The following is a 13,400-nucleotide window of genomic DNA, read 5'->3' on the forward strand; positions in this document are numbered from 1 at the left end:
CCGTTGTGCGGCACGCTAATCGGATAGCCAGTTTATTAGTTGTTACGTTCGTCAACGGCGTTCCGTAACATTAATTCAAATTCAGCATCGTACTTGTCGGCAACAGCCTGAGAAGCGTACTTTAATTCTGGGTTCAACAGGTAAACGAAGATTGCACGCATCGCCGTCTTACGGTTTTCAGCTTCGTCCCAAACAATGGAGTAGTCGGAGTCAATGACTTCGTCGGTAACTTCTTCGCCACGGGTAGCTGGGAGGCAGTGCATGAACTTCACGTGATCGGAGGCCTTGGCAACTAAGTCAGCGTTGACTTGGTACTTCGGGTAGAAAATCTTCATCCGGTCTTCTTCAGACAGTTCAGCTTCGTACAGGCCGTACCAAACGTCGGTGTAGATGAAGTCAGCATCCTTCAAGGCTTCGTCAGCGTCTTCCGTGATTAAGACGGAACCGCCAGAGATTTCAGCGTTCTTCTTCCCGATTTCAAGGGTTTCAGGCTTGATTTGGAAGCCTTTAGGGCCAAATTGTACAAAGTCCATCCCCATCTTGGTAGCCATAAACATGGTTGACACACAAACTTGGGTAGCGTCACCAACAAAGACAATCTTGCAGTCGCTGAGCTTTTTGCCCTTTGGTAAATGTTCCGTCATAGTAATGATGTCGCCAAGTTCTTGGGTTGGGTGATTGTAGTCACTCATGAAGTTCACAACAGGAACCTTGGCGAATTTACCAACTTCAGCAACGGTGTGGTGACGTTCAACACGGGCACCGATGATGTCCAGGATCCGGCCAAGAACTTGTGAGGTGTCTTCGATGGATTCGTGACCACCTAATTGGATTTGGCCTGGTGCCAGGTATTGGGCGTGACCACCTAATTCGGTCATGGCTGCTTCGGCGGAGGTCCGGGTACGGGTTGAAGATTGTTCGAAGATCATGCCGAGCGTCTTGTTCTTCAATAATGGTGGATAGTAGCCGTTCTTGATGGATTCCTTAATCTTGATCCCCAATTCAATCATGTATTGGATTTCGTCTTTCGTGTAAGTGTTGGTGTCAATAAAATCACGTTTAGTCATTTCAATTACCCCTCTGTATTTTTTATTTGTGTGCTTCGTATCAATTGATTACGTGCTTAGCATACGGTAAAAATGCATACTTGGGAAGCGTTTTCAGACAAGCTGACTCCAGGGTTTTCGGGGTGTTTTTGGTTTCATTTGATGAAACATGTTTCATCACCGGTGGTGCGCGGGTCGACGGAACGTCGTGGTGACGCGTTTCCTATTTAGAGCATGCTTTAGGCTCGTGAACGATGAAACATGATAGCATGGTGCCGCTGTTCTGGGGTAGGATGCATAGGTTGTGTATAAAATTACAGTTTATTCATAATTTTATGCTGCGGTAATTGCATTTTAAATAATTCTCCCGCTGAAAATTAAAAGGAACCATCAACCTGTCTTTATGCCAGACAAGCCAATGGTTCCTCATATCCTAAATCATTTTACTTTTTTAACTTACGCGCCCATGTATGCAAATCTGTTCCAGCTTGCTTTCGATTAACCTCTGCCCAGGTATAAGGAAAGTAGTTCTTCCAGATTTCATCCGTAAAGGCGATTTCATATTTTTCCAATTGCGGCACGATTGTTCGATCTATCTTCAATAAATTTGCGATGACCTCTAACCCAACAGTTGAAAAACAAGTCGTGACTATTTTCCCCTCTTCATTTGTGACCCAACTACCTTCGTCGCCATTCAGAAAAGAAAAGACATCATTTTCAACCTCATCTAATTTCCGTTGTTGTTGCACCAGATAAATATTCCATTCATTCCGCGTTGAATAGTACCGCCAGAAATAATAATCTTGAAGGAACGTTGCAAAATTCCCAGAAAATTTGGTTGTCGGTTGGAAGTCTGGTCCCGACCCACGAGAAAACATGGAAGCATTGGCAATTAACTTATGAACCGTGCCAAAAGGATTGGCTTGCTTCGTAAACATCGATAAGTAACGCATTTGCCGAGAAAACAAGTCTACTGCGTCTTTCGGCTTCAATGCTCTAACAGTCGTGAGTTCCAAGGACATATCAACTTTGTCAATATATCGAATTGAATCCTTAGGCAACCGACCAGCTTCTCGTAAATGACTGACGTTGCTTTGAAATTCTAGCAACAGTTCTTGACGTCGTTCATCGTCGGGCAATTTATTAACTGGAAACGATTTTGCATATACATAAATGTCACCAATTGACGAATTCCAAGGAAGCTTTGAATACATATAGCTTTTCATCGCTTCGCTTTTAGTAAGCGGATAGTTTCTTGATGATCCAGCAGTCTTCGCATCGCCAGACTGCTGCATTCTGTCCACTCCCTTATACACAAATAAATAGTAGCCCAGTCCTGCTGCTAAAAGTACACCGCTATACATATTCAAGTCTCCCTTCCTTTTGTATTAACTAATACGATACACCAAACTGCATAAAAATAAAGCAAAGCTCATTTCTTTTTAGAAATCGAGCAAAATCAGCACGGAATAGTTTACACTTACATTATATGATAGCAAAAAACAATCATGCAATTATTTATGCATGGTTGTTTTAAAAAACATCTCAACTACCCGTATCCTGACTACATTTCCGTGATAGCCTTATTCAGTAGAGCAATAATCGTGTTTGTCGCATACAGATGCAGAATCTCATCAATTTGGGGTGCCGATTGAACGCCCGTGAATGCGACATTCAACGGAAAATACAGGTTACGGCCCTTAACACCCGTATCAATGCTAACTGCTTGAATGACTTGGTTAAAGTCACGAGCAACACCTTCGTTTTGCAATACTTGAACTTGGTTTCTAAAACTCCGCAACACGGATACCGTTTCATCTCGATCAAATCGATTCAACTGATTGTAGTCGATATGTTCATTTAGAATATTCGTGTACCAAACAATCTTCTCCATAATTTGACTCAATTGATGAACTTCAGATTGGTAAATCTTGCAAACCTGCCACGTAAAACCGCGCAAATCTAGCAATTGTAATCCCTGAACCTGCTTGGCCAAATCTGATTGCCCTTCACTGACAAGCTCAAGAACCCGATCCGTCATATCATCTAAATCAAGCTTCTTAATGTACTCTGCATTGGTCCAATCTAATTTACTTTGATCGAAGTAAGCCGGGGACTTTGACATTCTAGTTGGATCGTACAATTTAATTAGCTCATCTCGCGAGAAAATTTCTTTCTCGCCAACCGGGGACCACCCTAGAAAAGCAATGAAGTTAAAAATTGCTTCGCTGAGATACCCTTGATTTTTGTACTGACTAATAAATTGCAGCGTCTCTTTGTCCCGCTTACTTAACTTCTTCCGTGTCTTCGGGTTATAAATCAAAGTAATATGACCGAAGTTAGGATGCTCAATCCCTAAGGCCTCGTACACCGCAATTTGCTTGGGTGTATTCGCAATGTGGTCGTCACCTCGTAACACATCGGTGATATCCATCAGGTAATCGTCAACGACTACTGCAAAGTTGTAGGTTGGCATACCATTACTTTTTTCAATAATGAAATCACCGCCCATGTTGTCCGAGTTAAAGGCAACATGTCCCTTAATGATATCATCCCATGCGTATACATGGTTTTCCGGCAAGTGTAACCGAATACTTGGCTTTAGCCCCTTTGCTTCTGCCTCAAGTTGATCAGCTTCACTTCGACCATACCAACGTCCATCATAATGAGGCGCATCACCATTTTCACGTTGCGTCTCCCGCATTTCGGTTAGTTCATCTTCCGTTGCATAATCCTTGTAGGCCAGTCCCTGATCCAATAGTTGCATAATGTACTTATGATAGAGATCTTGTCTCTCCGTTTGATGGTAGGGTGCATACTTAGGATTGGGCTTATCAGGACCTTCATCCCAATCAATACCTAACCAATGTAAGTTGTCAATTTGACTGTCCTCTCCATGAGGAACATTCCGCTTAACATCAGTATCCTCAATTCTCAATACCATCGTTCCATTGTAGTGCCGCGCAAATAGGTAATTGAATAGCGCAGATTGGGCATTACCGATATGCAAGAAACCTGTTGGACTCGGCGCATACCTCACCCGCACATTCCTTCTCGATTTCAAATTATCACTCACACTAATTCCTCCCTATGCTCATACATTTTTAACTATCAATCCAAGTACCGACCGCCAGGATCTAGTTATGAACCGTCGTCTTATTGTCCACACTAATGTTGGATTCATCGACTGAACCAAAGCTATGATTCAAGCCATCAACAGCTAATTTCAAGTCGTCTAAGAAATCATCTGCAATCGTCATCGTCATTGAAGGACGAACAACAATTCGACTGATTGTCACGTCGTCCCGGTTCTTTGGTAGTGGATATGCCGGCACTTGCCAACCATATTTTGCCAGTTCAGACTCCAAATCGTACAGCGTCCACTTAACATTCGCGTTATCTGCTAGTTTCCAGCAATTGATTGGTAATTCAGAACCGTCAACCAAAATTTCAAAAATACCATATTCCTTCAACGCTTCAGTCAGCTTCATTGAAACCTTCCGAACATTCTTCATAATGGTCTGGTAACCAGCCTTGCCAAACCGAATGAAGTTGTAGTATTGCGCACTAATGTGAGCACCACTATGTGAAAAGTTAATCGCAATTGAATCAACCGTTTTCCCTAGGTAAGGTACTTGGAAGCGCATTTCTTTAGGCAGAATATCTGCCGTATTATGCCGCCAAACAATCCAACCTAATCCAGGGTAAACCATACCGTATTTGTGACCCGAAACATTGATAGAAACAACGTTCTTCAGTCGGAAATCCCATGGCTTGAATCCATCTACGAATGGTGCAAACAGCCCACCAAACGCAGCATCAACATGAATATGAACTGGCATGACAGCCGCCTTGTTATACTCTGTTACTAATTGATCCAAGGCTTGGATATTATCAACTGATCCAGTGTACGTAATCCCTTCAATACCGATAATACCAATAGTATTTTCGTCAACATACCCCATCACACGGTCCATATCCAAAGAAACTTCATCACCATTAATTGGTACTTGACGCATTTCAACGTTCCAATAAGTACAGAACTTTTCCCAAACAACTTGATACCCGGACATAATAACCAAATTTGGCTTATGGGTATGTAAATTGTCAATGTCAAAACCCAAGTCCTTCGCACGGTGCTTCCAACTGTGCAGTAAGGCTAACCCACCTAACATGCAACCTTCAGAGGAGCCGACTGTTGAGGTACCGATGAAGTCATCATAAATCTTTTCTTCTTCAGGAATCCCCCATAAATGCGCAATCATGCTGACACAATAGTTTTCCATGGCTGCCGTTTTAGGATATTCAGACTTGTCAATGGCATTTGTATTCAATGCATTCTTCATCAATTCATCTGCTTGCGGTTCCATCTGTGTGGTACAAAATGTTGCCAAGTTTTGGTTGGCCTTAGCTTCATTAAGCCGATAGTGTTCGACAAGTTGAGCAGCTACATCTGGTGCCATTGGCTTGTCTGGTAAGACATTCGTTGGCAAAGATTGGCCGGATTCAACGCTGCCCAGAAAGGTCTTTTCTAAATCAACATCACTGATAATCTGCTGCGTTTCCTGATCTTGTTTAGTCATAATATGTTGTCATGTTCAGACGCCAAACATGACTTCCTCCTTAATAAGTGTATTGCTATTACTTTGTTTCTTCCTCTAGAGATTCCGCAGCTGTATCATCTGCAGATCCCGGAATGCTAACACCTAGTTGACTTGCCCATTTATCATGGAACATATACAAAATAAATGGCAAGACTAACATCACGACGAACGCACTGCCTAGCAAAATTAAGTACGTATGTTTAGCTGCCGATGATAAGTCAGCTGGTGGGAAGAACGTGACAATAAATCCAAATGCCGAGAGAACAAACCCTAGGAACCCGTAGACGATTCTTAATGTTTTCGACTTTGAGGCAAAGAATGCCCGATGCAAATCTGGATAACGGAACTGAAGAACCAAGTAGCTAATAAACATTAACATGTACATCAACGTGTAAAGGGCAACCGTTAAACTCATAGCGATTTGGAAGGAAAGGCTCGACTTATTCCCACCAGCACCAAACGTTAGCAATGCCCCCACTATTGAAACAATCACACCTTGTAAAATCATGACATTAGTTTCAATGCCATACTTGTTTGCCTTTGAAAACCGTGGTGGTAAGTATCCTGCCTTGGCAGCTTCGAACATACCAGAGTTAGGTCCAACTACCCAGCTACTAATTTCACCTAAAACACCCACAGCAAGTAAAAACCCTGTTAACTTTTCAACGAACACCACACTGACACCGTAGTTCTTGACCAAAGCGCCATATGCATAAACAATCCCATTGCTAAGTTGAATTTGGTTATTAGGGATAGTCATTGCAATTGCCATACTTCCAATAATATCGGAGCAGATTGCTGCAATTGCGAGTGCCATCATAACTTTGGGATAAACGGTTGGTTTGTCCAGATCCTTAACATGCGGTGCTGAACCTTCAGCTCCTGCAAAGGCTAGAATAAATGGCACAAAACCAACCAAAACGCTACCACTCCAACTCTTTGGCATAATCGTATGCATATTGACATCGATCATTGCCGGATGGCCTTGAATCAGGTACATGATGAATAAAAATAGCAGGAAAAATACAGGAATGATCACGCCTAGCGTGAAGCACCATTGTGCAATTTTCCCGGTTACACTCGTCCCTCTCTGTTGTAATGCAATCAAGCCCCACAGAATAATCATCATCAAAATAAATTTAACGAGTGGATTATCCGTAATTATCGGAAGCCCAAATGTTACTGAGAAACACCCGAGGATAAAGTACATCATCGTGTTCATCCCTACAGTAATATGAATCCATTGATAGAACAACGCCGACCAACCTGCTCGTTCACCCAGCATATTTCGTGACCATGTAAAGATGCCACCTTTACTCCAGCCGTCAATAGATGCCATTTCTCCTGAAGATCGCGTAACTGGTAAAAACCAGAGAATTCCCGCTAAAAACAGGTAAAAGAATGCGGTCGGTCCTTGTTTAGCAAACGCCGCAAAGCCATAAACCGTCATAACCATGGAAGTAGTCATTGAAAATAACTGAAATCCCGTTATTCGGTTAGCTTTTTGCGTGTCAATCTGCTCTCCAGACTTTTTCTCATCCACATTGTACAATCCCTTCGAATCAAATTGATTCCAACCATCGTTTCACCGTTGAAACAGTTGTTAGCGGTTTCAATTTGAATAATAAATACTCGGCCGAGTATCGAAGATTATCCACAAAAAATTTCTTAGTGGATAATTACTTTGTTAACAAGTTCAGATTAATACCAGCGGGTAAAATAGAGAATAGACAGTAGCCAGCTTCTGTACAGGCCTTATACAGACATTAATTGTTGTCTAAATGGATCATCTTCTTTATCGATTACGCCATGAAACAATGTACGTAGTTGCCGTTGACTAACCTTGCTCACACTTTCAACTAGCAAACTGGGGTTTTCCCGTAAGCCACCCCTAAACCAATTTCTTACAATTCCTTGTAGTCCATACTCAAAGAGCAACAGTCCTGACTGATCACGAATTTTAAGCTGGGGGTGCTCCTTTTGCAGCGATTTTTGAAGCTTCGTAATAATGAGATCAATCACCTGTAGCATGAAGTCATCAGCGTATGTGTAAGCATGGGATTCACTCACGTGTTGGAAAAAAGTTTGGTTCTTATCGATGTACAGGAATAGGTCTAAATATACCTTCAGCCAGTTTGACGTTGTTACATCGCCCACCAAATTACTCGCATCCTGATAAAACTGATATTGTAGGCAATCATACTTGTCCTGAAAATGGTAATAAAAAGTTTGCCGATTGACATGACTCTCCAAAACTAACCGTTTAACCGTTATTGCATCAAATTGTTCATCTGAAGCGATTTTTTGTAGCGTCGCCCCAAGAATCTCTTTTGTTCTCGATTCCATAACCTCATCTCCACTTCCGGTTACATGCTCCACCGTCAATTCTGCCCCGCGGCAATTCAATTTAGTATAGACACATTCAACATTTTGTATAAGATAATCACTGCCACCAGCAACTTAGCATGGAACATTCCTTTTAAGATTAATTTCACTTGAAGAAATGTACCGAGAATTCCTATGTTCATCGTTAATCTCTCGAATGCGAAGAACGCCTGAAAAGGCCAGCTTGTCGCGGATACAAATACGACAGACCGGCCTTTTTTCGGATTTTAAATTGACATTGTCTGTGACTTAGTCTACTAGCAATTTACTTAAGTCCTCACTTTTGACATTTGAAGTCAACCGTTCATATGCAAAATTATCTGTTTCCGGTTTCCCAGTTGCAGCAAGGTTAACAGATCCGGTTCGAACGAATCCACATTTTTCAATCACGTATTGCATTGCTTTGTTTTGTGGGTGTGTATCAATTCGAACGCTTTCAATTTCCCTCACTTGATCAGCCTCTCTGATTAGCTCTCGTAATAACCGTTCAGATATCCCCTCGCCATGATGCCCTTGAGCAACCGATACACGATGAATCGCTAGGTAATCTGCGTTCATCGTTAACCACTGGCCGTCAAATATTTCTTGATAGGTTGGATCTGATCCGCTTACCAGCGCGGCAGAACCCAACACTTCATTTTCTTGTACCAAAACAAGCGTGTTCCCCTGCTGTATATCCTCTGCCAAGATTGACATATTAGGATAATCCTTTTGCCATTGATTGATAAATTGCATTGCCAATAATTGTCTTCCATCCATAACCATGTCATAAATCTGCGGTAAATCAGCCATTGTTGCTTGTCTTAACAGCATATACAGCACCACCCTGATATTTATTATTTTTATTCTAAAAAAATGTATCCGCAATCTTACCTCACTGCGCAGATACATTTTTTTAATTGGGCTAGGTGGATTCGAACCAACGCATCACGGGATCAAAACCCGTTGCCTTACCGCTTGGCTATAGCCCAATAATGAAAATGACCCGTACGGGATTCGAACCCATGTTACCGCCGTGAAAGGGCGGTGTCTTAAACCACTTGACCAACGGGTCATACAAACTTTATTTCCAAGTGAACCAAGAACGTTGAATCATTTCGATTCGATAAATTTATTATGCCTCTGATCTTTATTGACGTCATTATACAAAGTACACTCTTTGTCGAACAATCTAACTATTCTGACAGTTCTATCAACTTGTCTAAGCCAATTTTGTCAATTCTCTTCTAAAATGTCAGTTAGAAAGGAAGTGCGCAATGGCACCGAATCGGTATTTTTTATCTTTTAAAATTAGTCAAATTCGTGAGCATTGCTTTGCCGAAAGTTACTCTAGTTTCATAAGAGGTCTTGTTTCCATTACCGGGAAAGAAGTTGGCAGGGGGACATTAATCCGTTGGGAGAGAGGTCAGTCCACACCAAAGCTTACTTTTCTCATCGCCATCGCTCAGCTAGGGAGTGTCAGCTTAGATAACATTCTCAAACCCAGCTATGAATTAAACGTTAATGCGGCCCCTTCAGAGTTATTAAATCAACTGTCTCCTAAAATGATTTCTGACATTTCTCTCAAATTTGGACAAATTAAAAATTTCCCAGTCGAGCGAACCGTTTCAAAATTTTCTCGCGATATTTTCTCGGAATTTGGCTATAACATTAGTACTGTGAAATTGACCTACTGGATAAATGGTGAACACTTGCCCAACCCCCTTTACCTTTATCCACTTGCTCATATGGCAGGCATCTCCGTCGATGAACTGCTGGTTCATCCTTACCCATTGGACTTAATAGTTGTTCAAGAACCAAATTTCTATTAAGTTGCATCATGTACTCGGATACGTCTGTCATTTAAAGGAGGATAAAATGGAAACCGTTTTGACAATTGCTGGATCTGATACTTTATCAGGTGGCGGCATGCAAGCCGACTTGAAAACATTTGAAGAACTCGACGTTTTTGGAGTCTGTGCTCTTACCGGCATCGTTAACGTGACTTCGACTGATACTAAACAGACTCTCTTTTCTCCAAATCTGCTTGCGGATCAGATTGATTCAATTCTTACACAGCTCCCCATTCAGTTTGTTAAAACTGGCTTATTAGGAGATTTCAACAACTTACTGGTTGTCGTTAATAAATTAATGAATACTGAAATTAAATTAGTCATCGATCCTGTGCTCTTTTTCAAGGAGGGACAGCTTAACTTCCATAAAATTTATGGTGATTCAATCAAGTCATTACTAATGCCACTCGGGTTTTTAACAACACCAAATTTGCGTGAAGCCGCATATCTAAGCGATATCCCACAAATTTCGACAAAATCACAGGTGCAGCTAGCCGCCAGAAAAATACAATCATTTGGCTGCCCAAATGTCGTTATAAAATGCGGTAGTGAGTTTCCTGGAGACATTGCTTATAACTACTTGTTAAATGGGGATGAGAGTCATTGGATTACAACGCCCAAACTTCAAACAGTTGCCACTGATGGTGCAGGATGTACCTTCTCTGCCGCCATCACAGCTCTTTTAGCACAGGGATATCCTCTGTTAGATTCAGTTCGAATTGCCACAGAGTTTGTCTACATTGGGATTCAACGTGGACTCACCATTACCAAAGACCTTGGCAATGTTTGGCAGGGGGCATACCGCCAGAAAGTAGTGACAGCAAATGAGAGGAAATAACTTAAAACAAAACGTTCTCGCCGCAATTCTAACTGCTATGACGGTGGCTTTATCAATTCTAGTGATCATCCCTGTTCCGGCCACGAACGGATTTGTAACTTTATGTGAGGTTGGTATCTACACTAGCGCTATTTTATTTGGGCCCAAGGTAGGGAGCATCGTTGGTGGTGGCAGTGGGTTTCTAATCGATATATTGACTGGATACCCTATTTGGTGTGTTTTTTCTCTAATTATCCACGGTTCAGAAGGATTCGTAGTCGGCTACCTCTCATCGCAACAGAACTCTTCACTTAAATCGATGTTTATCCCGCTGCTAATCGGAAGCGCTATCATGGTGCTTGGCTACTGCTTTGCTACCATGCTACTTTTTGGCTGGCCAGCTGGACTGGCTTCAATTTTCAGCAATTGTCTCCAAGTGCTCTTTGGTACTGGTGTTACTTTGGCCATTATTGGGAGTCTCAAGAAAATTAGAATTCACTCCATATGAGGAAAGGATCTACAAAAATGATTGAAATTAAAACTACCCAACTTGTCTCACAGCTAGCCACTGATATTCAAGATATTCTTGATATTGCTCAGCTGAATAGTGGCGATTTATTTGTTCTAGGGTGCTCTACCAGTGAAATTGTTGGTGGTCACATCGGTAAGGACTCAAACTTAACTGTTGGTACCTTGGTTATTAAAACTCTACAGGAAAAATTAACGCCACTGGGCATAGGATTGGCCGTCCAAGGATGTGAACATATCAATCGTAGTCTAGTCGTCGAACGGTCGCTTGCTTTAAAGAACCAGCTGGATATCGTAACAGTGGTTCCTGCCCTACATGCCGGCGGTGCCTGTTCAATCGCGGCTTTTAAACAATTTGATAATCCAGTTGAGGTTGAACATGTAACTGCTGCAGCCGGTATTGATATAGGTGATACAGCCATCGGTATGCATGTGAAGTTTGTTCAAGTTCCTATACGGCCAACGTACACTGAAATTGGCGGGGCCCATGTTACTGCGTTACGGTCCCGACCTAAGTATGTCGGCGGTCCTCGTGCAAATTACGATCTCAGTAAAATTTAGTCAACAAGTAGACAGTTGGGAGCCGACGTTCCGAGGCCCCCAACTGTCTTTTATTTAATGTGTTTGACTAACTGTTATACTTCATTTACCGACTGTATTCCTTAAGAAAATGCAAATCCCCCACCATCTCAGCGCGTCAAGCAAGACAAACGGGGGAAAGTCAGTTATATTTAAGGTTCGGATACTATCGGAAAAGGAGCGTTATCATGGCAGAAGAAGTTGTAATTGTTAGTGCAGTGCGAACCCCAATCGGAAAATTTGGGCGGAGTCTTCAGGGACTTTCTGCCGTCGAATTGGGCACCGTTGCGGCGCAGGCCGCCGTGAAACGCAGTGGCCTCACCCCCGCCATGATTCAGCAAACCATCTTTGGCACCGTCCTCCAAGCAGGGCTCGGCCAAAACGTGGCGCGACAGATTGAACTAAACGCCGGTCTGCCCGTCAGTAGTACGGCGATGACCGTGAACCAGGTCTGCGGCTCCAGCCTCAAGGCGATTCGCTTGGGCCAAAGCGCCATTCTCATGGGCGACGCCGATGCCGTGCTAGTTGGCGGCACCGAGAGCATGAGTAACGCACCATTTTTAAACAACGATATTCGCTGGGGGCAGAAGCTCGGGCACACCACCTTGGTGGACAGCCTGTCGCTGGATGGCCTGACGGATGCCTTTGGCGGCGAGTCCATGGGCATCACCGCTGAAAACGTCGCGGCGAAATACCACGTCAGCCGCAAAGAACAGGACGCCTTCGCGCTGCGTTCCCAGCAAAATGCCACCCAAGCGCAAGTGAACCACCGTTTCGACGCGGAAATTGTGCCGGTCAAGGTTGGCAACCAAACCATTACGGCCGACGAACCCGTGCGGACCACTACGTCCTTGGATCAGTTGGCGGCGTTAAAGCCAGCCTTCAAACCGGATGGCACCGTTACGGCTGGCAACGCGGCCGGTCTAAACGACGGCGCCGCGGCCATGGTCTTGATGCGCAAGTCTAGCGCGGTGGCGGCCGGCGTTCCCTATTTAGCCACGTTACGCGGCTATCAGGAATCTGGCATCGATCCCGCCATCATGGGGTACGCCCCGGTGACGGCGATTCAAGCTGCCTTGGCCAAGGACGGCCTAACGGTGAATGACGTCGACCGGTTTGAAGTCAACGAAGCCTTTGCGGCGCAGTCGGTGGCCATCACCCGCGACCTGCACATCCCCAACGACCGCCTGAACGTGAACGGCGGCAGCATTGCTTTGGGTCATCCCCTGGGCGCATCCGGCACCCGGATCGTGGTTACGTTGTTACACGAATTAATTCGGAGTGACTTGCATCGCGGCCTCGCGTCGATGTGTATCGGTGGCGGCATGGGCATTGCCCTCGCCATTGAACGTGACTAACCCATTTTCTGGTATACTGGTAGCAACTACTACCCACAAAGGAAGCGCGCAGAATGCTGACAACGGATTTTGACGTTAAACTGAAATTAATCATCATGCTAGTCGTTGGTCTGCTGGTCTTGGCCAGCGTCATTGGTTTGCTCTGGCACCGTGACCGCCACTACACCCGCTACTTCACTGGGGTGCTCGGCGTCATGGTTGTCCAAGCGTTTATTCTGGTTTCGCTATTTTTGATTCATCAATAGTTGCTT

General features: G+C 43.6%; 13 protein-coding genes and 2 tRNA genes. 6 read left to right on the forward strand and 9 right to left on the reverse strand.

The features are described 5' to 3' along the window. Positions 1–35 precede the first annotated feature (35 nt). The 9 genes from ptcA to EKM99_RS09660 form a co-directional block, all read right to left on the reverse strand. A complete protein-coding gene (gene ptcA / locus EKM99_RS09620; protein ID WP_125583208.1) occupies positions 36–1,067 on the reverse strand; it encodes a putrescine carbamoyltransferase in 1,032 nt (343 codons plus the stop codon). Between the two features lie 422 nt (positions 1,068–1,489). After that, positions 1,490–2,410, reverse strand: coding sequence for a hypothetical protein (locus tag EKM99_RS09625; RefSeq protein WP_125583254.1), 921 nt, complete (start codon positions 2,408–2,410; stop codon positions 1,490–1,492). A 200-nt stretch (positions 2,411–2,610) separates the two neighbouring features. Further along, the gene (gene gltX / locus EKM99_RS09630) at positions 2,611–4,122 is read right to left on the reverse strand and encodes a glutamate--tRNA ligase (RefSeq protein ID WP_125583209.1); all 1,512 of its coding nucleotides are present in this window, start codon (positions 4,120–4,122) and stop codon (positions 2,611–2,613) included. A 61-nt stretch (positions 4,123–4,183) separates the two neighbouring features. Further along, positions 4,184–5,629, reverse strand: coding sequence for a glutamate decarboxylase (locus tag EKM99_RS09635; protein WP_125583210.1), 1,446 nt, complete (start codon positions 5,627–5,629; stop codon positions 4,184–4,186). 58 nt (positions 5,630–5,687) lie between these two features. Next, a complete protein-coding gene (locus EKM99_RS09640; protein ID WP_125583211.1) occupies positions 5,688–7,193 on the reverse strand; it encodes an amino acid permease in 1,506 nt (501 codons plus the stop codon). 212 nt (positions 7,194–7,405) lie between these two features. Further along, entirely contained in the window at positions 7,406–7,996 is a 591-nt protein-coding gene (locus tag EKM99_RS09645; RefSeq protein ID WP_125583212.1) for a TetR/AcrR family transcriptional regulator C-terminal domain-containing protein, read from the reverse strand. Positions 7,997–8,284: 288 nt separating this feature from the next. Further along, positions 8,285–8,848, reverse strand: coding sequence for a GNAT family N-acetyltransferase (locus EKM99_RS09650; protein WP_125583213.1), 564 nt, complete (start codon positions 8,846–8,848; stop codon positions 8,285–8,287). A gap of 86 nt (positions 8,849–8,934) precedes the next feature. After that, positions 8,935–9,006: transfer RNA gene (locus EKM99_RS09655), tRNA-Gln, on the reverse strand. A gap of 10 nt (positions 9,007–9,016) precedes the next feature. Then, positions 9,017–9,089: transfer RNA gene (locus EKM99_RS09660), tRNA-Glu, on the reverse strand. 202 nt (positions 9,090–9,291) lie between these two features. Here EKM99_RS09660 and EKM99_RS09665 point away from each other — a divergent pair. From EKM99_RS09665 to EKM99_RS09690, 6 genes are all read left to right on the forward strand, one after another. Next, positions 9,292–9,846 carry a helix-turn-helix domain-containing protein gene (locus EKM99_RS09665; RefSeq protein WP_125583214.1) on the forward strand — a complete coding sequence of 185 codons (555 nt, stop codon included), beginning with the start codon at positions 9,292–9,294 and terminating at the stop codon, positions 9,844–9,846. Between the two features lie 46 nt (positions 9,847–9,892). Then, positions 9,893–10,705, forward strand: a complete 813-nt coding sequence (locus tag EKM99_RS09670) for a hydroxymethylpyrimidine/phosphomethylpyrimidine kinase (RefSeq protein ID WP_125583215.1) — start codon at positions 9,893–9,895, stop codon at positions 10,703–10,705. Further along, positions 10,692–11,192, forward strand: a complete 501-nt coding sequence (locus EKM99_RS09675) for an ECF transporter S component (RefSeq protein WP_125583216.1) — start codon at positions 10,692–10,694, stop codon at positions 11,190–11,192. Before EKM99_RS09670 ends, EKM99_RS09675 begins: the two co-directional genes overlap by 14 nt. 17 nt (positions 11,193–11,209) lie before the next feature. Then, the gene (locus EKM99_RS09680; protein WP_125583217.1) at positions 11,210–11,773 is read left to right on the forward strand and encodes a TIGR01440 family protein; all 564 of its coding nucleotides are present in this window, start codon (positions 11,210–11,212) and stop codon (positions 11,771–11,773) included. A gap of 206 nt (positions 11,774–11,979) precedes the next feature. Beyond that, positions 11,980–13,149: a thiolase family protein gene (locus tag EKM99_RS09685; protein ID WP_125583218.1), complete on the forward strand. Its 1,170-nt coding sequence runs from the start codon at positions 11,980–11,982 to the stop codon at positions 13,147–13,149. Positions 13,150–13,202: 53 nt separating this feature from the next. Continuing rightward, complete coding sequence (locus EKM99_RS09690) at positions 13,203–13,394, forward strand: hypothetical protein (RefSeq protein WP_125583219.1); 192 nt, start codon at positions 13,203–13,205, stop codon at positions 13,392–13,394. Positions 13,395–13,400: the final 6 nt, after the last annotated feature.

The sequence above is a fragment of the Levilactobacillus cerevisiae genome (assembly GCF_003946245.1).
GTDB classification, from domain to species: Bacteria; Bacillota; Bacilli; order Lactobacillales; family Lactobacillaceae; genus Levilactobacillus; species Levilactobacillus cerevisiae.